Raw genomic sequence first — 23596 nt, 5'->3', positions numbered from 1 at the left:
AAAATTCTTTTAGGAAAAGAATTTATCAATGAACCCTGGCCTTGCCGGGGTTTTTAATTTTCCTCATTTGATGTATATTTTTTGATAATACTATATAGAGGGCTAATTTTGTGGCTAATGAATAAGGCTCAACTCATTTTCCACCATATCTTTCGCTTTATCTGGAATGTCATTTTTGTCATTTCGTACCCGATTTTGGCAAGCTTTGGTCTGCTTTTTATTGGCTTAACATATTTATTTTCTTTACTCTCAAGATTCCTTACCCGCTTGAAGCCTGAAGGATCCAAAGTGGTATTGAAAGAGGTGGAATGGGAAACCCTACCATTTTCTAATGATTTATTGGAGGCTAAACTCTGCAAACAAATTATGTTTGGACCCTCAGGTTTTAAATTGAGAAGGAAAGATGGAGTTCCTACAGTTTTGAGTGATTATGTTTTTGGTAATAAAGTAAGAATTCTGGAAGAGGGCTTTCTTCTTGAAAAGTGGAATAGTACGGAATCTAAAGATTTACCGGATTTTGATATCTGCCTTTATAACCCTGATGAAGATAGTTTAAAGCCATTGACTAATATTAAGTGTTTTGATTGGCATGTTTCCGAAAAGGTAGACAATGAACTTTCCTTCAAATGGTTTGATGGAACGCAGGGAGGAGAAGTGAAAGTGGCACTTTGATGCAAAACCTGAAGGAATTCTTAGATGAAAAAGTAGCTCAATATAACCAGCCAGGTTTTATTGTAAATGATCCAGTGTCGATTCCTCATCACTACTCCAAGAAAGAAGACATAGAGATTACCGCTTTTTTTGCTGCTATTTTGGCTTGGGGCCAGCGGAAAACAATTATTAATAAGTGCAGAGAGTTATTTCAAATGATGGACCATGCTCCTCATGATTTTTTAATCAATCATGAAGAACAGGATCTGAAGCCATTTTTAAGCTTTAAACACCGTACTTTCAATGATATTGATACCTTGTATTTCATTCATTTTTTAAGTTGGTTTTATAAGAATCATCGCTCCTTGGAGGAGGCGTTTTTATTAGGTTGGCATAACGGAGATCATGCTATGGAATCTGTCCTGAGATCCTTCCATGAATTTTTCTTTCATCTGCCCGATGCTCCACAAAGAACAAGAAAGCATATTGCTACCCCAGCTAGGAAAGCTGCATGTAAAAGGATCAATATGTTTTTGCGCTGGATGGTTCGTAAGGATAGCTTAGGAGTAGATTTCGGAATTTGGAACCAGATTCAGCCTTCCCAACTGATATGCCCCTGTGACCTCCATGTCGATAGAGTAGGAAGGAAGTTAGGGTTGATTACCAGAAAACAAACCGATTGGTTGACTGCTTTAGAACTTACCGAACGATTGAGGGAATTTGATGCAAATGATCCTGTCAAATATGATTTTGCACTATTTGGTTTAGGAATAGAAGAGAAGTTTTAAGGCTTTGAGTAATCCTTGATCTTTTTTTCTACAAAATCGACAATCAACCCCATCCCAAACGCAGTGCCTGTTTTGGTTTTTGCAAATTCTGAATCTTTAAATGAAACGCCAGGGATATCTATATGTGCCCAAGAAGGATGTTCATGAATAAAGGCTTCCAGAAATTTTGCAGCCGTAATAGCTCCTGCATAAGGTTTGCCATGGTAATTTTTAATGTCCGCCATCTCACTATCCATCTCAGATCGGTATGAGTCCCAGATAGGAAGTGGCCAAACTTTTTCTCCGCTTCTCATTCCAGATTCTTGAAGGAGGGATGAAAATCCTTCATTATTTGAAAAAAGAGCTCCACATTCATAACCAAAGGTTCCTAAAGCGCTTCCTGTCAAGGTTGCTAAATCCAATAAGTGGTCCGGTTGATAAGTTGATACCAGGTAGGACAAACCATCAGCTAGGATCAGTCTTCCTTCTGCGTCTGTATCTATAACTTCAATACTTAAACCTGAGTGAGAACCAATGATTTCACTTGGCAGGTACGCTTCTTTGTCCACCGCATTCTCAACGGATGGAACGATGGTTGTCAGGTTTATTTCTAGCTTTAACTCGGCAATCAGTTGAGTGGCAGCTAAAACTCCTGCTGCTCCTCCCATATCGGATTTCATATCTACCATGCCTGATGTTTTGATATTTAGTCCTCCTGTATCAAACGTGACCCCTTTTCCTACCAGACCTAAATGAAATTTTGCGTTGGGATGCCTATATTCCATAATGATGAATTTCGGCGGTTTAGCACTTCCTCTTCCCACGGCTAAGAATGCCTTCAGACCAGTTTCTTCTGCTTCCTTTTGATCAAAAATGATTGTTTTCGTATTAGGCTTAGTGGCCCATTTAGTAGCCCAATCAGCCAAGTATGCAGGAGTAAGTACATTAGGAGGCAAATCCACCAATTTGAACCCTTCTATTTTAGCATTTGCTATTTTTTCTACTCTGGATAAAATTTGCTCAATTTCAGGGTGATTGGTTTTTATAATCACTTGTAGATCTTTGAAATCCTTAGGTTTATCTTTTTTATAAAAGCCAATGGAATAAGACCCAAGCTGAAAGCCTATCAATGCACTTTCGATCAATTTTTTGGAGCAAGAATCCGGAAATTCTAAGATGATTTGATCCTTTACCAAATCTTTGTTTTTTGCCAGAACTCTTCGAAAACAGGTTTCAACCTCATGAGATTCAGCGGTCTTTCCTAATCCGATTAAAAGGAGTATATCTTGATTTGACTCTAGTAAAAAGATACTGTCTTGTTTGCCTGAAAATAAGGAGGGGTTGATCGGTTTTCCCACACTTTCTTGAAGTGTTTGATCGAGTAAGTCTTCTTGGACAGGAATCACTTTCAGGCCTTGACTTTTTGATGAGATTGGTTTGATATGAAAATTCATTGGAAATAGTGACTGGAAGGAGTAGTTAAATTAGATTCTTTGTTCGGGTCTAAATCGGATTTCGTCAGGATAGGGGAAGGCATGTATCAGTTCGCCTTTTACTATACGTTTTTGGACCCCCTGCCAGTACTCAGGCGAAAATAAATCCTCATGGTATGTTAAAAAATGTTCCTTTAAATCCTTTCTACCGATCATCCATCTTTTAAAGTCTTCTGGAAACACATCGTTTTTAGCGATAGAATACCATGGCTCTGGGGCATAGATCTGTTCATAAGTTTCAGCTTTTGGCTTGACTCGAAAATTCATATCTGATAGAAATTCAATTTCATCGTAGTCATAGAATATGACCCGTTTTTGTCTAGTCAATCCAAAATTCTTGGTCATCATATCCCCTGGGAAAATATTGGCCTGAGCCAATTGCAGAATTGCTCTTCCATAATCTTCGACTGCTTTTTTGCCTTCTTCCGTGCTACAATGTTCCAAGTATAGGTTTAAAGGTTCCATTTTTCGCTCCGTGTAGAGGTGTTTCAGTATTAAATGGGTATCCGTAAATTTTAACAAGGAGTTCGTAGTATTCCTAAGTTCAGTAATTAATTCGGGACTTATCCGATCTTTGGGGATTTTAAAATATTCAAATTCATGCGTGTCTGCCATTCTCCCTACCCGATCATGAAGGGAAACAAGCTTGTACTTTTCTCTAACCTCCTGACGTGTCATGTTTTTAGGAGGCTCAAAATGATCTTTGATCAATTTGAATACAATGTTTAAGGATGGTAGGGTGAACACCGTCATTACCATGCCTTTGATTCCAGGAGCGATTACAAACTGATCGGTACTACTATCAAGGTGATGCAGAAAATCTCTATAAAAAAGGGTCTTTCCATGCTTATTAAATCCAATGGCATTATACAATTCATGGATTTTTTTATGAGGAATTACTGAGCTTAAAAATGCAACAATCTCAGAAGGGACTTCGGCTTCCACCATGAAATAGGATCTGGTGAAGCTAAACATATGACTCATGAGGTTAGGATCAAAAATCAGCGTATCCACAAATACCCCCTTTTTTCCATTGAGAACTGGTATAATAAAAGGCATCCATTTCTTTCCAACAAAGGTCCTTCCAATTAAATAAGCTGCTTTATTTCTATAGAAAACAGATTTCAAGATTTGGGTCCTTGTATCGGGTGCAATATTGTATCGGGTAAGGATTACTTTTTGGACTCCTTCAATCAAGAATTGAATATCTCTTTCCTTGTCCATAAAAGGTGCACCAAAGTCGAAGTCATCTAATATCTGACGGATGATTTTGTCCAGCCCCAACCCTTTAGGATAATTTCTAATCAAATCAGAGTTTTCTCTTATACTACAAAAATCATGGCCTTCCATGACAAACATGAGTTCCTCGTCAATGGCAATATTTTCATAGGTTTTACGAATCACCGAATTGAAAAAGGTTTCTGCTATTTCCAGTTCCGGTTTATCAGCAATTAATGTGGTGTATTGATTTTTTATTTTCCCCCAAAGAACACGGTCTGTACTTTTTTCTTCTAATAGTGCTTTACATGTAGCAGCCAAAGGAAACAATAGATCCTTATATAAACGAAGCCGTTGCTTATGATTTAGTTGGATTGCTTTCCAATTTCTTTCACTAAAATATTTTGGGGTTAACCTGGTATAAGCTTTGAAAGAGTGAATGTAAGTATTGAATCCGTCTAATATTTTATGTGCTACCTGTTTATCAAGGTTTTTCGTCATGCCAAAAGATTATTACCAAAATAGATTTGGACAAGATACTAAGGATAAAAATATTTTAAATTTGAAATAGATTATTTGTCCTGATTTTTAGGCCTTTAACATAAAAAATGGGAGAGGAAATAAAATTTTGAAAATCTTTCGCAATCGATTGTTTGGAGGATATGAAAACATTTTCTACTTTTCGCAAGTATTCATGAATTGAATATCTACAATAGGTTTAATAGGTTTGAGAGCAGGAAAAGGCCAGGATTTTATCCAGGCCTTTTTTGTTTTTTACTAACTCTAGATTAGTTTCAACTTCTGCTACAAGATTTCCATGAAAGTATCCATTTCATATATACTTCAAATCCTCGCATTAATGGCATTAACAGGTTTTTTTTATTCCTGTGAAAGTTCTGATTCTGAATCTGAAGGAGCAGTTTCTGAAGTGAAAGTTGATGAGGAAGAGTCAAGAAAGTTAAGAAGCTTCTTGGAGTTTGGACTTGGTGAAAAGTCAGATTGGAAGTCTCATTGGATAGATCAAATTGGAAATTTTGAGGGAATGGATTTTTCTTTAATTCAGACGGATTCAATTGATCCAATGGAAATGCCAGAGAAAAATCCAATTTTGCCTGGAGATCCGCTTTTTCCATACCAAATTCCACATCCAGATGGGAATGGTACAATGGATATATATAGCTATAAAGTAGAAGCCCAAGAAGGATTGGATTCACCATTTTTAAATCCTGACTCCGAAGTAATTTGGTATCGTGAGGACGGAATGAAGGAACGCCTGCTATTTATGGGACCATCTGGAATGTTTGAAGAAGGCTTATGGTTAAATAACACCACCTTTGTTGTGTTTGGGTATTTCCAAGAAGAAGCAGGCTTTAGACCCATGGCTTGGATTATTGATTTGGATACCCACCAACTTCATCGGTATCAGTTGAACAAGGTAGCCTCAGAATATGCTCCTGAGTCCTATATAAATAACAAGATTAAGAAAGTTGACTTGAGTTGAAATGGAGTTTCTTGAAGTCATAGAAATTCTAAAAACCGGGTTAAAAAATCCTCTTCCAGGAATAGATGCTCATATGGACATGTCACCCAGGCCGATCAATATGAAGCGGTTTAATCCTGAGAGACCTAAGAATCATAGAAAGGGCGCAGTGCTTCTACTTTTTTATCCAGATAATGGAGAAGCTTTTTTTCCATTGATCAAAAGACCTGTTTATGAAGGAGTGCACAGTGGACAGATTGCATTACCCGGTGGTAAAATGGAAGAGGAAGATTCTGATTTGGTCCATACTGCTTTAAGGGAAGCATCTGAAGAGGTGGGAGTGGTCCCTGAAAAGGTAGAGATTATCGGGACCATGACAGAACTTTACATAGCTCCAAGCAATTTTTTGGTTACCCCTGTGATTGGATTTTCAACTTTCAAGCCGGATTTTGTTCCTGAGGAAAAGGAAGTGGAAAGAATCATACAGACAACGGTGAGGCATTTGACTAGTCCAGAGGTAAAAAAACAAAAGACTCTAGAAATAAGTAAGTCATTTAGATTAGATACGCCCTATTTTGACATTGACCAAGAGGTAGTTTGGGGAGCTACAGCCATGATTTTAGGGGAATTGCTCCAAATTTTAGAGAAAGGAAAATAGCTAACCGTTGATTTTCTCAAGTTTATTATAGGTATTATTGAAAATCACTCCGTATTTCGAAGCATGGAAGAACACAGCCCTTTATTTACAAATGATGCAGTAGTTTTTGGGATTTTGATGGCTATTTTGGCTATTGTATTTGCTACATCTGCTAGTGAGAACCGGTTTTTTAGAAAGTTTTATAAAGTAGTTCCTACAGTCTTGCTGTGTTATTTTATACCAGCTTTGTTTAACTCTTTTGGATGGATCTCGGGAGAAAGTTCAGGGATATATAGAGTAGCGAGTAGGTATTTGTTACCTGCCTCTTTGGTGCTTTTTACCATTAGCATTGATTTAAAAAGTATATTGAAGTTAGGGCCCAAGGCTTTGACCATGTTTTTGGCAGGTACATTTGGGATCATGATTGGAGGACCACTTGCATTGGCAACAGTAGGTTTTATCCAACCAGAATTGCTGGGTGGAAGCGGTCCTGATGAGATTTGGCGTGGTTTAGCTACCATTGCTGGATCTTGGATAGGTGGAGGAGCAAACCAAACCGCTATGTTGGAGGTTTTTGGAGCAAGTCCTTCCTTGTTTAGTCAGATGATTGCCGTGGATGTGTTGGTTGCAAACCTATGGATGGCTGTTTTGTTGTACTGGGCTGCAAAACCAGAAGTATTTGACAAAAAGTTTAAAGCTGACAGTTCTGCAATCTATGAGCTCCGAGATAAAATTGCCGAGTTTAGAGCTGGGATCATGAAAATTCCCAATCTGGCTGATACGATGTTGATTCTTGGGGTTGGATTTGGAGTGACCGGATTCTCCCATTTGATTGCAGATGCCATCGCACCTTTTATAGGAGAAAATTATCCTCAATTAAGCCAATATTCATTGGATTCTGCATTCTTTTGGATTGTGGTTATTGCAACGACGGTAGGGTTATTACTTTCTTTCACCAAAGCCAGGAATTTGGAAGGAGCAGGAGCCTCTAGGATGGGAAGTGTTTTATTATACATCTTGGTAGCTTCGATTGGGATGCAAATGGATTTAGGAGCAGTATTTGATTCCCCCATCCTTTTTTTAATAGGGATATTATGGATGTTTTTTCATATTCTGATCATGTTGATCGTCGCTTATTTTATCAAAGCTCCGTTTTTTTATGTCGCGGTTGGATCTCAGGCCAATGTTGGGGGAGCAGCTTCAGCTCCAATTGTAGCCTCAGCTTTCGATTCTTCGTTAGCACCAGTAGGAGTATTGCTTGCAGTATTGGGATATGCTGCGGGTACCTATGGAGCCTATTTATGTGGATTAATGATGCAGGCTGTATCAGGAGGTTAAATGGAATCTAAGAGAAAACTTGTTTTTGTATGTGGGGGATCTGATTGTAAAAAAGCAGGTTCAAAAATTCTGAATAAAGAAATTGCCAGGGAGCTTAAGTCTTCAGAATTGAAAGGTCAATGCAAGTTGATCAAAACCAAATGCATGGATTTTTGCAAATCAGCACCAGTGGTTATCGTCGGTGAATTTGTTTGCAAAAAAGCGAATCTCGAGAAAGTAACCCAGCAATTAAAAAAGTCCTGAAATCTCAGGACTTGATGTTACAATTTTGTGGTTTTTACGGCCGTTCCACTGACAGTGACCATGAGCATGCCATCCCTGATGGTTTCATAATCCAGGTCGATTCCTACTATTGCATTTGCCCCAAAAGCTCTAGCTTGCATTTCCATTTCTGAAGTGGCTGTAGCTTTTGCTTCACGTAAAACCTGCTCGTAAGAAGAAGCTCTTCCACCAACGATGTCAGTGATGCTTGCAAAAAAATCTTTAAAAACATTAGCTCCTATAATTGTTTCCCCTGAAACAATTCCTAAATATTCAGTGATTTGATAGCCTTCAAGATTTGGGGTTGTCGAAATGATCATAGATTGAATTTTGAATTATGAACTGATTAATTGTCATTTTATCACGAATTAATTCTTATCGAGGTTTTTGTTTTTTGATTTTTTCCTAGAAAAGACTAATTAGTAATAGTAAAAAATTAATAGTTAAATTTAAAGTAAGCCATTTGGGGGTTGGTATGTAAACCTTCTTTTAGCCATATTAGCTAACATTTTATGAATTATGGGAAGCACTGAATGTTAAGATGAGTAGGAGAAAAGTATGACAAAGTTCCAACAATTTGATATTTCCCATTTTTTCGATCAACTAAGAGAGCCACTTTTTTTGATCGATTCAGAGGAGATTATTTTTTACAATGAGTTCTTTAAATCAAATTTTATTTCGTTACATGATCATTGGAAGGAGTTCATACAAGACCCTGAAGTAATAGAGCTACTTGAAAGTTATTTTGATGGTGACGATTTAAAGCCTGTTTCATTTTTAAAGTCTCTTAAATCAATTAACTCAGAAAATCTTTTGTTTGAATGGAGTTTTACTCCTCTTCCATCTAGCTATCAAGATCGTTTTATAATTGTTAAAGGGGTACGCTCTAAATTAACAAATGAAACCCAATCCGATTTCAGTTTACAATATTTGGAAAGTATTCTGACAAATACCCATGATTTAATCACAGTTTTGGATAAAGAAGGGTGTTATAAGTTTGTAGGGCCTACGGTAGGCCAAAAACTTGGTTTTAAGGCAGAAGATATCATTGGAAAAAATTTTAGAGATCTAATTGATGCAGGGATTATTGAAATTATAAAGGGGAGTTTTGAGGAAGCTTTGCAATCAGATCAAGAGGTCAATATTGACTTTTGGGTCCATCAAGGAAATGGTAAAAAAATCTATATAGAAAGCTTTGCGAAAAACCTTCAACATCATCCTCAAATAAATGGAGTGTTGTTTAGTGCTAGAGATATTACAGAATATATTCAAACTGACCTTTCACTACAAAGACGTTTTGAGTTAGAAAATATCATTAATAAAATTTCTTCCCGTCTATTAAACGGGAATCCAAAAGATCTTAGCAGGAATTTTCAAGAGTCCCTGGAGATTTTAAGTCCTTTTTTGAACGCTCGATATTCTACTGTCTTATTTTTAAATTCAGAGGATAGGGGGTTCGAAGTATTAAGTCATTGGGAAAAAGAAGGCGAGTACTCCATACCAGATTCCCAATTAGTATCATTGGTTGAATTAGTGAAAGGTTCAACAAAATCTCAGGATTTTGGAAAAGTGAAGCTCATTCGATCATCGGAGGAATCTTTTTTCATTTTAGTCCCAATAATTTCCTCTCATAAATTGAAAGGGATATTAGTTCTTGAAATAGATAATTCGACCAGTTATTTAGAGGAAAACGAACTTCAAATTTTGAGGCAGTTGGGGGATATTCTATCTGGAGCTTATCAAGGAGGCCAATTACTTCGAAAAATAGAAAGAAATGAAACCTTACTTGCTACAACCGAGCTACTAGCCAAGTCAGGATCCTGGAGGTACATCCCTGCTAGAAAGAGTTTTCATTTCTCAGGGGGGTTAGCCCATATGTTTGGTATGGGAGAAAGTCCTACCTATGCAAAATTTTCCAAGTTAATCTACAGCATGGAAAAAGAGTACCGACGGGGATTTATCAATAATCTGAAAGAAACAGTTGCTACCCACAAATCTACTTCGGGGGAATTTGTAATGCTGTCTCCTGAAAAGAAGAAGGTGGTGATTCAATATGAAATTGACGCAAGGAAGCAGTTTTTCAATCAACGTGTGGAAGTGGTAGGTTTTTGTACGGATATTACCCATAAAAGGGCCTCTGAGGAGAATCTACTGTTACAATCTCAGATTTTAGCACAGGTTAATGACCCCATTGTTGTGACCGATCCAGACCTTAATTTCATTTATTTAAATGAAGCTGCTAGAGGGTTGTTGGGACAGAGTGGCAAACAAACTTTTTCAGGAACCATCAAAGAGTATTTCAAATTTGAGGACAAGGACTCGAGTTTGAATGAGTTTTTGACAAAAAAGGGAGAGTCTTCACTATGGAAAAATGAAGTGTTCATTAAAATTCTTGATCGTCCACTAGAACCTTTTGATATTTCTATTCAGACTATTTTTTCGGAAACAAATGAGAAAATTGGGTTTTCATTTGTGTTAAGAAATCTAACCGAAAAATATGAAAGCGAAAAGTTGGCCCGAAGGGCTCAAGTGATTGTTGAAAATAGTCCAACCATACTCTTTAGGACCGACCCCAACAATGATTTTGAATTGGTATATATCTCAGAAAACATCAGTCGCTTTGGCTATGATTCAAAGACGCTTTTAAAAGAAAAAAAGTCTATTCTGGATTTATTGTATCCTGAGGATGCACGTCAATTCAGAGAAAAAGCAAAATTGATAAAAACTGAAAAAGGGATAAAATCATTTTCCGGAACTTATCGGTTCAGAAATGCTAATGGAAAATATACTTGGGTGGAAGACCAGACCCAAGATGTACTGAATGATGCAGGAGAGATTATTCTGCATGAGGGGATTTTTCAAGATATCAATGATCGAAAAAACCTAGAGGAAATCAATGAAGAACGAGATAGGCAATACCGAATCTTAGCTTCCAATATACCCGGTACCAATATCTTCTTGCTGGATAAAGAAAGGAAGTACATTGTTGCAGAAGGAACCAATTTTGAAAATTGGGGAATGTCAAGTGAGGATTTTGAAGGGAAATTTTTATGGGAAGTACAACTTACCTCTTATAAGGAGGTAAATGAATTGCTAGATAAAGTTTATTATGAAAGAGAGATTATTGAATCTAAACTTCAGATAAACGGCAGATATTATTCCAGGATTTTTAGACCAATTATAATCCGAAATGAGGTGGAATTTGTCTTAAGTATCATTCGGGATATTACAGAGGAACACCAGGCAAAAATTGATTTATTACAATCTGAGGAAAAATACCGGACACTGGTAGAAGAGTCCACGGAAATCATTTTTTCCTTGACTGAGTCTTTTGACCTGAAATACGTTTCTCCAAACGTCCAACAGTTTTTAGGTTATAAAACAGAGGAAGTAATTGGAAGGTCTATTTTTGAATTTTTGAACCCAGATGACATGGGTAAGTTTCAGGAAATGCTTGAATCTACGGAGGATTTTCTTTCTGTCAATCAATACCTGGAATTTCGCTTGAAGCATAAGAATGGAGAATTCAAAGTTTTCAATTCCAATGGAAAGCTGGTTAATACCAAAGACGGCCAGGAAAATTATTATACGGGAATAGCAAGAGATATTTCCAAATTGAAAGAGGCACAAAAAGAACTGCTGAAAGCCAAGGAAAATGCAGAGCAGGCGTCACAGATCAAATCTCAATTTCTATCAGTGATGAGTCATGAAATCCGTACCCCAATGAATGCGGTGATCGGACTTTCACACTTGTTAGTGGAAGGAAATCCTCGACCGGATCAATTGGAGAATCTTAAAACCTTGCAGTTTTCTGCAGAGAACTTAATGGCTCTGATTAATGATATTTTAGATTACAATAAGATTGATTCCGGTAAAGTGGAGTTGGAGTCAGTTCCTTTTGATCTTCAAAATGTGGTTTCTCGAATTGTGCATTCTCATAGTTTTCAAGCCCATGAAAAGTCAGTTGCTGTAGAATGTGTATTTGATCCGAATCTTCCAAATCAAGTGGTCAGTGACCCAATCAGGCTAGGTCAAATTATCAACAATCTCTTATCCAATGCTATTAAATTTACCGAACATGGCTTTGTGAAAATAGTCCTTGAAGAAATTCAAAGGGACCAGGAATTTACCGAGATAGAATTTAGATTTGAGGATAGTGGGATTGGTATACCTGAAGATAAAAGGGATAGTATTTTTGAGGCCTTCACACAAGCTTCTTCTTCGACCACAAGAAAATACGGAGGTACTGGCTTGGGACTAGCTATTGTCAAAAGGCTAGTTGAATTATTTGGAGGTGAAATTTCTGTGAGCGAAAGAGAAGGAGGAGGAAGTATTTTTAGGTTTACTTCTAAACTTGAAATAGGAAAGCTTGATCAGGTAGCAAATAAGGGTCCTTTGGGAGATTTAGGAAGGACTCTTCAGGAGGCTTCCATTTTAGTAGCAGAGGATAACTATGTAAATCAAATTCTCATTCAAAAATTTCTAAAGAAATGGGATGTTAGAAGGTTCGTCATCGTTTCTGATGGGAAAGAAGCACTTGGGAAATTTAAAGAAGAGGATTTTAATTTAATCTTATTGGATCTTCAAATGCCCGTGTTGGATGGTTTTGAAGTAGCACGAGCTATTCGTTCCCATCATCAAGAAAAAAAACGAAAGACCCCGATTTTAGCTTTGACTGCGACTTCGATTCAAGAGGTAAAAGATGAGTTAGTCAAGATAGGCTTTAATGACTTTGTCCCTAAGCCATTCGTTCCAGAGATACTATATGAAAAATTAATTTTTCATCTAAATGGGAAAGATCACTCCGAAATGTCGGTTTAGCATTACTTTTGCCTAGTAAGGTTTTGGACCAGTTGACCTATTTCTAATAGAGTGATTAAATGCCTTTTTTTTCAAGATTATTTCTGTTAATCCTGTGTTTTGGGATTTCCTTCAGTGCTTCCGCCCAAAGACTTGTAACCAAAAGACCATCTTTTTATTTTATGGCAGGTACTTCCGGGGCTAAATTGAATCAATTCGATAAATTACTGGAAGAAAGAGGGCTTACTGGCTTAAGAAATAGGTACAACACCATTGGGCTGGGGTACCAGGTCAGGTATAATGATTTTGTCATCGGTATGGAGCTTTACCATAACCGAGGTTCCAAAAGTGAGTTTGATGACTACAAGTTATATTATAGAACATCCAGAGCTTTATTGAATGTAGGATATGCTTTTATAGAAGAGTCAAGATTTCAACTCATCCATTATATGTCAGTGGGAGCAGGTTTTTTGAATTTTCAAATGTTACCGCAGCATCCCAGCGAAAACTTAGGGGATTTTTTGAATGATCCCTCGCAAGGCTATATTCTCAGAAAAAAAGATATCCAAAAAGGTACCAAGCATTATGGCAATTTTTTAACCGAAATTGGTTTTCAACTTAGTTATGATTTTGATCTTCTTGGCAGAAACGAAGCTTTGGAAGTTTTAATGAAATTAGGATATGGCTTTAGCCCATTTGAGGGGAAATGGAATCTCAACGGAATTTCATTTGACAATGCTCAAAGTGGTGCATTTATAAGAGTAGGGGCTGGGTTGACACTGCCAGATAGGAATTTTTTTTATAAAGATGCTAGCATTGGGTTTTCCATGATTAGTGGAATTCATTTTACTTCTCCTACTGAATTTAATAAACAATTGGAGGAAGCTGGTTTTAATGCCCTGGATGGTTCTCCTTCCAATTGGGGACTTCGTATTTTAGGAGAAAGTGGAAATCTGCTTTATGGTTCGGATGTCTATAATTTATCTATGAATGGGGCAGCGAACAATTTCAGAAACCATACTTTGAATAGTCTTCGCGTATATGGGAATCTTGGTATGAAATTTATCCAATATAGAAATATGTCTATTGGAGTGTTGGGAGGGATCGGTTATGGAAATATCCGATATACAAATACCCAAAAGGGGAAACCTGATTTTCCAGAGCTTTTTGAAAAGCCACGTTTTGATGGCTACTTGAAGAATAGTGGTTTGATGACCAAACCAGAAGTTTTTTTGGAGTATGGGATTCCAATAGGAAGAAGAAATCTATTTGATGTGATTCTTACAAGTTCATTTGGCTATGAGTTACCACTTGCTAATTATAAACTAGGAGACTTTAACATGTCTGGCTTTATGTCCGCTCCTTATTTGAGTTTTGGAATTGGGATAAGGCCTTAGGAGCAAATCAATAAAAATTAATCCACCCAGCAAATTTGACCATACAATCTGTTTTATTGGTAAAATGATATTACCTTTGGTCTGCTTATCGAGAAAGACCGAGGGAAGGGCCCTAAGACGTCTTAGCAACCTGTAGCCAAGGTGCTAACTCCCATCCCGATTTTCGGGAACAGATGAGCGGATAAGTCCAGGTACTTTTTTCCGTGTTTTGCTCGATTAGCAGTATAAAAAAATAATGATGCAAAACAGAACCGAACTTCTACTTCAGCAATTTTCTAAAAGAATTCTTATTCTGGATGGAGCGATGGGTACGATGATCCAGCGTTATACCCTTACAGAAGAAGATTTTAGAACACCTGAATTGGCCAATCATCCCAAGGCCTTGAAGGGCAATAATGATTTATTGTCTCTTAGCCGACCAGATATTATTAAGGCAATTCATGCAGAGTATTTAGATGCTGGTGCAGATATTATAGAAACCAATACCTTTTCAGGGACCACTATTGCACAAGAGGATTATAATCTTCCTCATTTAGCCTATGCTATCAATTATGAATCGGCAAAATTGGCCCGTGAAGTAGCTGAAGAATATAGTGCTAAAACTCCAGATAAGCCAAGGTTTGTAGCGGGAGCAATTGGTCCAACCAATCGAACCGCCTCGCTTTCTCCTGACGTAAATGATCCGGGGTATAGAGCTATTACCTTTGACCAACTTGCGACGGCTTATGCTGAACAGGTGAGAGGATTGCTTGATGGAGGTGCTGATATTTTATTGGTTGAAACGATTTTTGATACACTCAACGCGAAAGCTGCACTTTATGCGATTCAGGATGTTTATGAAGAACGTGGAATTCCGTTGGATCCTCACGATGGAGGAATTCCTATCATGATTTCTGGAACGATTACAGATGCATCCGGGAGAACCCTTTCCGGCCAAACCACAGAGGCATTCTTGATTTCTGTATCGCATGTTCCATTGTTGTCTGTTGGTTTGAATTGCGCTTTGGGAGCAAAGGAATTAAGACCTTATTTGAAAGTATTGGCCCAAAAGGCGCCATTCTATGTGAGTGCTTATCCAAATGCAGGATTGCCAAATGAATTTGGGGCTTATGATCAAGGAGCGAATGAAATGGCTGATCAAGTAAGAGACTTTTTGAAAGAGGGCATGCTGAATGTCTTAGGAGGTTGCTGCGGAACTACTCCAGAACATATTGCCGCATTGGCAAAACTTGCAGCAGCATACCAGCCAAGAAAATTACAACAAGAAGTAGAAGAAACCCTGGATTGAGGCGATGGAAACGAATCATTACATGAAATTATCTGGGTTGGAACCTTTGGTTTTGACCCCCGAAATAAACTTTGTCAACATAGGCGAAAGAACCAATATTACAGGTTCTAAAAAATTCGCAAGATTGATCTTAAATGGCCAATATGACGAAGCACTTGAAGTAGCATTGGATCAAGTAAGAGGTGGTGCTCAGATTTTGGATGTCTGTATGGACGAAGGGATGCTTGATGGAGAAATGGCCATGGTCAAATTTTTGAATTTGATAGCCTCCGAACCAGAAATCAGCAGAATTCCGATTATGATTGATAGCTCTAAATGGGCTATTATTTTGGCCGGATTAAAATGTATTCAGGGAAAAGGGATTGTGAACTCTATTTCACTAAAGAATGGGGAAGAGGAGTTTATCAGCCAAGCCAAAACTATCAAGAAATTTGGAGCGGCAGTTGTGGTAATGGCCTTTGACGAAGATGGTCAGGCCGATACCTATGCTCGTAGAATCGAAATTTGTGAACGTAGTTATAGGATCTTGGTGGATCAAGTTAAGTTTAATCCTCAAGATATCATTTTTGATCCTAATATATTCCCGGTAGCTACAGGAATGGAGGAGCATAGAAGAAATGCCTTAGACTTTTTCCTGGCTACCAAATGGATCAAAGAAAATTTACCAGGAGCCAAGGTAAGTGGAGGCGTTAGTAATGTCAGCTTTTCTTTTCGTGGAAATAATCCTGTAAGGGAAGCCATGCATGCAGCCTTTTTGTATCATGCTATTCATCATGGGATGGACATGGGGATTGTCAATCCTACCTTGTTGGAAGTCTACGATGACATTCCTAAGGATTTGCTGGAAAAAGTGGAGGATGTTCTTTTTGATAGAAGAGAGGATGCTACAGAGCAATTGTTGGAATTTGCCGAAACAGTAAAAACTTCTGGAAAGAAGGAAGTGGTCAATGAAGCTTGGAGGTCTGACCCTGTAGCCAAAAGAATCGAGCATGCCTTGGTCAAAGGAATTTTAGATTTTATTATCGAGGATACTGAAGCGGCAAGGCTGGAATTAACTAATCCATTGAAGGTGATTGAAGGACCTTTGATGGATGGGATGAATGTGGTAGGTGATTTATTTGGAGAAGGTAAAATGTTTCTTCCCCAGGTGGTAAAATCTGCTAGAGTGATGAAAAAGGCTGTTGCTTACCTGGAGCCTTTTATGCCTTTACCAGAAGAAGGAAAGGAGGAAAGCTCCTTGAAGAAAATCTTGATGGCTACCGTAAAAGGAGATGTACATGATATTGGCAAAAATATAGTCGGAGTGGTCTTAGCTTGTAATAGCTACCAAATCATCGATTTGGGAGTGATGGTGGATGCGCAGAAAATCATTGACGAAGCCATCAAAAATAAGGTAGATATCATAGGATTGAGTGGATTGATTACCCCTTCATTGGACGAAATGGTGAATGTGGCTTCCGAAATGGAAAGACAAGGATTGAAAATTCCTTTGTTAATTGGAGGAGCTACTACCTCTAGAATCCATACCGCAGTAAAGATAGATCCGGTTTACAGTGGAACTGTAGTCCACGTGACCGATGCTAGTAAATCTGTGCCAATTGCAGGAGAGGCAATTTCAGAGGAGACGAAAGATACTTACAGACAAAAGATTAAGGAGACCTACGCTCAATTGAGAGTAGAGCATGAATCCAAGCAAGCTGTAAAACAGCTGGTTTCATATGAAGAGGCAAAGGCAAACCCAGTTGATATAAACTGGGAGAATTTTGATCCTGTAGAGCCGAATCAATTAGGGAATACTGTTTTAAAGGAACTCGATCTTTCAGTATTGCGAAATTACATTGATTGGACTCCTTTCTTTAGTACTTGGATGCTGAGTGGTAGATACCCAAAGATCTTGGAAGATCCAATAGTAGGTGTAGAAGCCAAAAAGTTATTGGCTGATGCTAACCAGATGTTGGATAAAGTCATAAAAGAAAAGTGGCTTTCTGCAAATGCAGTATTTGGGATTTATCCAGTAAAACGAACTGAAGATGATGTTCAAGTACTGAATAAGGAGGGTCAAAGTATTGGCAAGTTTCATTTTCTAAGACAGCAGGGGAAAAAAGGGAAAGGAGTTCCAAACCGCTCCTTAGCAGATTACATACATCCAGAAAAAACAGATTACTTGGGTTGCTTTGCGGTAACTGCAGGAACAGGGATGGAAACAAAACTTGCTGAATTTCAGAAAGCTGGAGACGATTATAATGATATTTTATTTAAGGCTCTTGCTGATCGATTGGCAGAAGCAGGCGCTGAATACCTTCATGAAATAGTCAGAAAAGATTATTGGGGATATTCGAAAGGCGAAGAACTTTCCAATGACTCTTTAATTCGCGAAGAGTACCAGGGAATCCGACCGGCTCCTGGATATCCTGCTTGTCCAGAACATTCCGAGAAAGAGGAAATTTCAAGATTACTTGAAATGGAGAAAAATGCTGGAATTACATTAACGTCAAGCTATGCCATGTATCCTACTTCTTCTGTTTCTGGATTTTATTTTGCGAACCCGGATAGTAAATATTTTGGATTGGGTAAAATTGGAGAAGATCAAGTAGCAAGTTACGCTCAGAGAAAAGGAATATCCTTGAAAGAAGCAGAAAGTTTACTGTCCCCAAATTTAGCTTATCAACCCAATACTAATCTTGCCTCACAACCTATATGAAAATTACGGAACACTTGAAAAGAGCTGATCAAACGCTTTTTTCCTTTGAAATATTACCCCCTTTGAAGGGGCAAAGTTTAAATGAACTACTTGAAGGAATAGCTCCTCTTATGGAGTTTAAGCCTCCTTTCGTAGATGTAACCTATCATCGCGAGGAATATATTTATAAAAAACATCCCAATGGGTTGTTGGAGAAGATCAGTACTAAAAAGAGACCCGGAACCGTGGGGATATGTGCTGCCATTATGAATAGATTTCAAGTGGATGCGGTTCCTCACCTACTTTGCGGCGGTTTCAATAAAGAAGAAACTGAAAATGCACTGATAGACTTAAATTTTATCGGAGTAGAAAATGTCTTGGCTCTTAGAGGGGATGCCCCAAAGACAGAGGGAAAGTTTATTCCTGAGCCAGATGGACATCACTTTGCCAGTGAATTAGTAGAACAAATTGTTCGAATGAACAATGGAAAGTATTTGCATGAGGAAACAGAAACCAGTTTTCATACTGATTTTTGTGTTGGAGTTGCTGGATATCCAGAAAAGCATTTCGAGGCACCTTCTATGAAATTTGATCTGAAAAGGTTGAAAGAAAAAGTAGAAAAAGGAGCAGAATACATCGTTACTCAAATGTTTTTTGATAATCAAAAGTATTTTGAGTTTGTGGATCAAGTTCGAGAAGCAGGGATCACTGTACCTATTATTCCTGGGATTAAACCCATCACGACTGTAGGGCAAATTACCATGTTACCAAGAACATTCTTTTTGGACCTCCCTGATCCATTAATGGATGAATTGGAAAAGTGTAAAACCAACTCTGAGGTGAGAGAGGTAGGTATAGAATGGGCTATAAAGCAATGTAAAGAATTAGTAAAAGCGGAGGTGCCGTCTTTACACTTTTATACCATGAGTAAGGCTGGGACTACTTATGCGATTGCAAAAGAGATATTTTAATCCCCTTCAAATAAAAAAAAGAGCCCTTCCCGATCACCGGGAAGGGCTCTTTTTTAGAGGGGAATAGGTGATTAATCTTTTTCTAATTCTTTTCGGATCTCTTCTACTTTTTTCTTCGATTCCTTACTTAATTTATCAAAGTTTTTTTCGAGCCAATTTAAGCTTTCTTGAGAGGCTTCTTCAATTTCTTCAACGGTGTTTTCAGTTCCTTTTTCCACCTTACCTGAGGTTTTCTCCCACCAAGCTTCCAAGTTTTTCATGTGCATGTCGGCGGTTTCTTCAAACATTTCCTGATCAGTTTTACCTTTTTCCACAATTGTTTCATATCGTATTTCGATCAATTCAATTTGTTGATCATCTGCATTTATGTCTTTGTAGACAATCTCTGCTTTGCTGTCTAGACTATCATACTTTTGATCAATAGCCGTCCAATTATGAACGGGGACTATTTTGACAGCAGTTTCAATACTGTCCACATAATCTTCCAAGTTGGCTGTTACTTCTGCCTTATCTTGTTCATTATATTGTTTAGTTTCACAGGCAAAGACCGAAAGTAATGCAGCACTAATTAATAAAGTTGATTTAGTTCTCATAGTTAATTATGGTTGGTTTTAATCATTTAGATGCAATGATATGACCAAAAATTATGTTAGAAGGGATTTGAGCTGTAAATGGCCATTTTAAGGCTTTATGGGCCTATTTTGATTTTATTAGAGCTGATTATCAATTGGTTGTGATTTGTTTTTTATGGAGAAATCTCCCCATTTTACCCCCTTTGTTCAACATTTTAGAGTGAAAGTTTAGTAGAAGGTCATTTTCAGATACCATCAATTCAAAAGAAAGGGACTTTCAAATAATTTTCACAGTTTACCTTCTTTAACTTTATTAAATTCACGGATGATTAAATTAATCGAGTGCCCACGTGATGCCATGCAGGGGATCCCTCATTTTATTGATACAGCCATCAAAGCTGCCTATATCAATCAATTGTCAGAGGTGGGTTTTGATACTATTGACTTTGGGAGCTTCGTGAACCCTAAGGCAGTTCCACAGATGAGGGATACGGAAGAGGTGTTGAGCCTATTAGATTTACATCATTCCAAATCAAAACTATTGGCGATCGTGGCTAATTTAAGAGGAGCTGAAGATGCCGGGCACTTTCCTGAAATAGATTACTTGGGCTTCCCGCTCTCCATTTCTGAGACTTTTCAGCAGAGAAATACCAATAAATCCATTTCTGAGGCTTTCAATGAATTGGAGGAAATACAAAATCTTTGTGAAGTAAAAGGGAAAATCTTGATCACTTACCTAAGCATGGGCTTTGGTAATCCCTATGGTGAGGAGTACTCTCCGGAAATGGTTTTAAGCTTCGTTGAGCGGCTAGACCAATTGGGGGTAAAAATTATCTCACTTTCTGATACCATCGGAGTTGCTAGTCCAGCATTAATCACAGAGTTATTTGAGACTCAAATTCAGGCCTTTCCACACATTGAGTTTGGCGCCCATTTACATAGTACCAGAGAAACAATAGGTGAAAAGGTTTTAGCCGGGTTAAAAGGGGGGTGTACCCGTTTTGATGGTGCTTTAAATGGTTTTGGTGGCTGTCCAATGGCCAAGGATGACTTGGTCGGAAATATGGCCACAGAGGTAATGATTGAAACACTTGAAAAAGCAGGTCATGATTTGAAATTGAATAAACGTGAGTTGAAAGAAGCCATGAAATTAACCCAGTTTGTTTTTACCGAAGTTTAAATGTCCAATAAAATAAAGTCAAAAGTTAAAGCTCTAAGGCGCTATCGGGTTCTTCACCGATGGTTAGGTATACCTTTGATTATTTTCTTTTTTATCATTGGCATCACTTCAATCCTATTAGCTTGGAAGAAGAAAGTAGAGTTATTACCACCTACTACTAAATCCCAATCCGAACAAAAAGAAATTTGGATTTCACCTTCAAAAATGATTGCAGTGGCACAAACGGTCATGGATAGTTTGGGTGAATCTAATGAGATAGATCGAATTGATATCCGACCGGATAAGGGCATTGCCAAAGTGACCTTTAAAACCCATTTTTCAGAAGTGCAGGTGGATGGTTATTCCGGAGCAGTGCTGTCAGTAGACACTAGACATTCTGATTGGATAGAAAAAGTACATGATGGGAGTATTCTGGATTATTATTGGACAGGGGAGGAGGGTGCAAAACTTACATACTCTACCTTGACTTCTTTGGGATTGATTTTTATGAGCTTGAGTGGGTTTTATCTTTGGTATTTCCCGAAGCGAATACGCAAGATTAAGAATTCCTAGCCGAGGAGTTTATATTTCTTTCCCGGTAGAGATTTGACAATTCCTTCAAACTCTAAAGCGAGTAACTTGGAGGACAGCATCCCCAGAGGAATTTCAGTTTTTAGGCTGATCAAATCGATTTCTGATTCACCTTGGTCTTTTAATAAATTCAAAATCCTGACCTCTTCCTGATCCCTTTCAGAAAAACTAAGGGCTACTTTTTTTGAAGTTTCCTCACCTGGTTTGGACCAAAATAAAGCTTCTGCAATATCATTGGGACCTGTATAGATACTGGCCTTCATTTTCTTAATCAATTGATTACAACCTTCACTATAAGGAGATTGTAAGTTACCAGGCACGGCAAATACTTCTTTGTCATAGGAGAATGCAATTTCGGCCGTTATCAAAGCTCCTCCTCTCTCTGCTGCCTCCACCACGATCAAGGCGTCAGAGAGTCCTGCAATGATCCGGTTTCTGGCAGGAAAATTCCCAGGCCCCATGGAGGTGCCTGGAGCATATTCACTCACTAACCCTCCCTGGTCTTGTATTGCTTCCGCTGTTTTTTTGTGAACAGATGGATAAATTTGACTGATTGGCGAGCCCATAATGGCAATGGTAGGAAGGTTTGCCTGAAGTGCCGCTCGATGCGCTTCTATATCTATTCCGTAGGCCAAACCCGAAATGATGGTTGGTTGATATATGGCCAAGTCTTCTACGATTTTTCGTGTGGCTGTTTTGCCATAGGTGGTGGCACTTCTTGTCCCTACGATACCAACTGTTCTTTCTGGGTTGAAATCCAGGTTTCCTCGAGTGAAGATAAGGGCTGGACAGTCTTCATGAAGTTTAAGTCTTTGGGGAAAGGAGGAGTGAAGCATAGTGTGAATCTGATAACCATTTTGCTGACATTGGTTAATTAATTCATCTGCCTTCTGAAGTAGTGAATCCTTCTGATTCCTGATCTCCAAAAGTTTTTCACCAACTCTAGGTGTTTTGGCAGCTTTACCTCTTGGTATTTCAAAAAATCGTTGTGCAGAGCTTGAATAGGCGATAATTGCTTTAATAATTCCAGGCCCTATTTTAGGAGCTGACCAAAGTGCTATAAAATACCGTAGCTCTTCATCTGTCGGTTTTTGCATTGAATTCTTCCCTGATATTAATTAAAAAATCTTTGATTTGTTGAAGCTTTTGAACAGCAGCAACTTTATCAAATCCTTGCTCTTTTCCAGATTTTATAACTTCTTGAGCGCCTTGCAGGGTATAGCCTTTTTCCTTGACCAGATGATAGATGTATCGTATTTTCTCGATATCATCTTTGACATATCGGCGGTTTCCCTTTTTATCCTTTTTAGGATGAATGATATCAAATTCACCTTCCCAGTAGCGAATGAGTGAAGGGGCCACCTTAAACATTTGGGCTACCTCACCTATGGAATAATACTTCTTTTCTATTTCTCGCTCTTTGTACGGCACAGTAAAAATTTATTTAGCACTAAATTAATCAAAATGCGAAACAATGCTTAAGTATTGCTTTAAGGTTTCAAAAAAAATAACGAAAAAATTAACGATTTAGTACTTGGAACATCTGGATAGCTGCCAAACCAGCGGTTTCAGTTCTTAATCTACTTTTTCCCAAGGATACTGGTTTAAAGCCATGTGAAAATGCATTTTCTATTTCCTTTGGATCAAAGTCTCCTTCTGGCCCAATCAGAATTAGATAATTACCTTTTGGTTTTGCCAAGTCCATCAAATGATGATGATGATTTTCATCTACATATGCGATGAATTTTTGAAAATCATCAAATTCAGGATTGGTTATAAATTTTTTTAAATCAATGGTTTGATTAATTTTTGGCGTATGATACTTTAAACTTTGTTTACATGCCGAAATCATCTTTTTATGTAGTCTTTCTGTCTTTAGAAAGCTCCTTTCGGAATTCATGGTCGAAAGCAAAGTCATTTCATGAAAACCGATTTCTGTAATCTTTTCAATCATCCACTCCATTCGATCAGGACTTTTAGTCGGGGCAATTGCAAGATGAATATAAAAGTCATCACCTGGAATCTGCTCTCTTGAGATCACCTGAAGTATGGACTTTTTGGGATTGGCATCTATAAGCTTGCATTCATACAAATTACCTTCCCCATCTGTGACATGAATGATATCTCCTTCAGATTTTCGAAGTACCCTGGTCAGATGCTTGGATTCATCCGTTTCCAGATTAATGGTAGGTGGTAGAATACCTTGTTGAAAAAAGAGCTGCATGAGGAGTTAAAATTAAAATTTATTTTTTGAGAAAGCACCTATTGAATCAAAGTTAATCGGATGCTGAAT

General features: G+C 38.0%; 20 protein-coding genes and 1 riboswitch. Of the genes, 13 read left to right on the top strand and 7 right to left on the bottom strand.

Going from position 1 to position 23596, the window contains the following annotated elements:
* Positions 1 to 117: 117 nt before the first annotated feature.
* Entirely contained in the window at positions 118 to 672 is a 555-nt protein-coding gene (locus tag JYB62_RS06345; protein WP_205644576.1) for a hypothetical protein, read from the top strand.
* Positions 672 to 1439, top strand: a complete 768-nt coding sequence (locus JYB62_RS06340; RefSeq protein ID WP_205644575.1) for a TIGR02757 family protein — start codon at positions 672 to 674, stop codon at positions 1437 to 1439. Before JYB62_RS06345 ends, JYB62_RS06340 begins: the two co-directional genes overlap by 1 nt.
* Here the strand turns inward: JYB62_RS06340 and JYB62_RS06335 are convergent.
* Together JYB62_RS06335 and aceK are read right to left on the bottom strand one after the other, a co-directional pair.
* Positions 1436 to 2872: a leucyl aminopeptidase family protein gene (locus JYB62_RS06335; RefSeq protein ID WP_205644574.1), complete on the bottom strand. Its 1437-nt coding sequence runs from the start codon at positions 2870 to 2872 to the stop codon at positions 1436 to 1438. The two genes, JYB62_RS06340 and JYB62_RS06335, sit on opposite strands and share 4 nt — an antisense overlap.
* Positions 2873 to 2902: 30 nt before the next feature.
* Positions 2903 to 4630: a bifunctional isocitrate dehydrogenase kinase/phosphatase gene (gene aceK, locus JYB62_RS06330; protein WP_205644573.1), complete on the bottom strand. Its 1728-nt coding sequence runs from the start codon at positions 4628 to 4630 to the stop codon at positions 2903 to 2905.
* A gap of 358 nt (positions 4631 to 4988) precedes the next feature.
* Here aceK and JYB62_RS06325 point away from each other — a divergent pair, with 358 nt between their 5' ends.
* From JYB62_RS06325 to JYB62_RS06310, 4 genes are all read left to right on the top strand, one after another.
* Entirely contained in the window at positions 4989 to 5630 is a 642-nt protein-coding gene (locus JYB62_RS06325) for a hypothetical protein (RefSeq protein ID WP_205644572.1), read from the top strand.
* Between the two features lies 1 nt (position 5631).
* Positions 5632 to 6267: an NUDIX hydrolase gene (locus JYB62_RS06320; protein ID WP_205644571.1), complete on the top strand. Its 636-nt coding sequence runs from the start codon at positions 5632 to 5634 to the stop codon at positions 6265 to 6267.
* Positions 6268 to 6330: 63 nt separating this feature from the next.
* Positions 6331 to 7584: a DUF819 family protein gene (locus tag JYB62_RS06315; protein ID WP_205644570.1), complete on the top strand. Its 1254-nt coding sequence runs from the start codon at positions 6331 to 6333 to the stop codon at positions 7582 to 7584.
* Positions 7585 to 7827, top strand: coding sequence for a (2Fe-2S) ferredoxin domain-containing protein (locus tag JYB62_RS06310; protein WP_205644569.1), 243 nt, complete (start codon positions 7585 to 7587; stop codon positions 7825 to 7827). It begins immediately after the preceding gene.
* A 17-nt stretch (positions 7828 to 7844) separates the two neighbouring features.
* On the opposite strand, the gene JYB62_RS06305 is transcribed toward JYB62_RS06310, so the two are convergent.
* Complete coding sequence (locus tag JYB62_RS06305) at positions 7845 to 8165, bottom strand: YbjQ family protein (RefSeq protein WP_205644568.1); 321 nt, start codon at positions 8163 to 8165, stop codon at positions 7845 to 7847.
* A 238-nt stretch (positions 8166 to 8403) separates the two neighbouring features.
* Between JYB62_RS06305 and JYB62_RS06300 the strand changes: the two genes are divergently transcribed.
* From JYB62_RS06300 to metF, 5 genes are all read left to right on the top strand, one after another.
* The gene (locus tag JYB62_RS06300) at positions 8404 to 12666 is read left to right on the top strand and encodes a PAS domain S-box protein (RefSeq protein ID WP_205644567.1); all 4263 of its coding nucleotides are present in this window, start codon (positions 8404 to 8406) and stop codon (positions 12664 to 12666) included.
* A gap of 161 nt (positions 12667 to 12827) precedes the next feature.
* Positions 12828 to 14042 (top strand): hypothetical protein, encoded by a 1215-nt coding sequence (locus tag JYB62_RS06295; RefSeq protein WP_205644566.1) that lies wholly within the window; start codon positions 12828 to 12830, stop codon positions 14040 to 14042.
* A gap of 82 nt (positions 14043 to 14124) precedes the next feature.
* Positions 14125 to 14222: riboswitch (SAM riboswitch) on the top strand.
* Positions 14223 to 14280: 58 nt separating this feature from the next.
* A complete protein-coding gene (locus JYB62_RS06290; RefSeq protein WP_205644565.1) occupies positions 14281 to 15330 on the top strand; it encodes a homocysteine S-methyltransferase family protein in 1050 nt (349 codons plus the stop codon).
* Between the two features lie 4 nt (positions 15331 to 15334).
* Entirely contained in the window at positions 15335 to 18031 is a 2697-nt protein-coding gene (metH, locus tag JYB62_RS06285; protein WP_205644564.1) for a methionine synthase, read from the top strand.
* On the top strand, positions 18028 to 18981 hold the full coding sequence (gene metF, locus JYB62_RS06280; protein WP_205644563.1) for a methylenetetrahydrofolate reductase [NAD(P)H]: 954 nt from the start codon (positions 18028 to 18030) through the stop codon (positions 18979 to 18981). Before metH ends, metF begins: the two co-directional genes overlap by 4 nt.
* A gap of 71 nt (positions 18982 to 19052) precedes the next feature.
* On the opposite strand, the gene JYB62_RS06275 is transcribed toward metF, so the two are convergent.
* Positions 19053 to 19574, bottom strand: coding sequence for a hypothetical protein (locus JYB62_RS06275; protein ID WP_205644562.1), 522 nt, complete (start codon positions 19572 to 19574; stop codon positions 19053 to 19055).
* Positions 19575 to 19878: 304 nt separating this feature from the next.
* Here JYB62_RS06275 and JYB62_RS06270 point away from each other — a divergent pair, with 304 nt between their 5' ends.
* Together JYB62_RS06270 and JYB62_RS06265 are read left to right on the top strand one after the other, a co-directional pair.
* The gene (locus JYB62_RS06270; protein ID WP_205644561.1) at positions 19879 to 20733 is read left to right on the top strand and encodes a hydroxymethylglutaryl-CoA lyase; all 855 of its coding nucleotides are present in this window, start codon (positions 19879 to 19881) and stop codon (positions 20731 to 20733) included.
* Positions 20734 to 21285 carry a PepSY domain-containing protein gene (locus JYB62_RS06265; RefSeq protein WP_205644560.1) on the top strand — a complete coding sequence of 184 codons (552 nt, stop codon included), beginning with the start codon at positions 20734 to 20736 and terminating at the stop codon, positions 21283 to 21285.
* On the opposite strand, the gene dprA is transcribed toward JYB62_RS06265, so the two are convergent.
* The 3 genes from dprA to JYB62_RS06250 form a co-directional block, all read right to left on the bottom strand.
* On the bottom strand, positions 21282 to 22400 hold the full coding sequence (gene dprA / locus JYB62_RS06260) for a DNA-processing protein DprA (protein ID WP_205644559.1): 1119 nt from the start codon (positions 22398 to 22400) through the stop codon (positions 21282 to 21284). The genes JYB62_RS06265 and dprA overlap by 4 nt on opposite strands.
* Complete coding sequence (locus JYB62_RS06255; protein WP_205644558.1) at positions 22381 to 22734, bottom strand: MerR family transcriptional regulator; 354 nt, start codon at positions 22732 to 22734, stop codon at positions 22381 to 22383. Before JYB62_RS06255 ends, dprA begins: the two co-directional genes overlap by 20 nt.
* Positions 22735 to 22822: 88 nt before the next feature.
* Entirely contained in the window at positions 22823 to 23527 is a 705-nt protein-coding gene (locus JYB62_RS06250; protein ID WP_205644557.1) for a 16S rRNA (uracil(1498)-N(3))-methyltransferase, read from the bottom strand.
* Between the last annotated feature and the right edge of the window lie 69 nt (positions 23528 to 23596).

The sequence above is a fragment of the Algoriphagus lutimaris genome (assembly GCF_017051705.1).
Classification (GTDB): Bacteria; Bacteroidota; Bacteroidia; order Cytophagales; family Cyclobacteriaceae; genus Algoriphagus; species Algoriphagus lutimaris.
The sequence above is the reverse complement of the archived record's forward strand: the minus strand, read 5'-3'. Positions and strand labels throughout refer to the sequence as shown.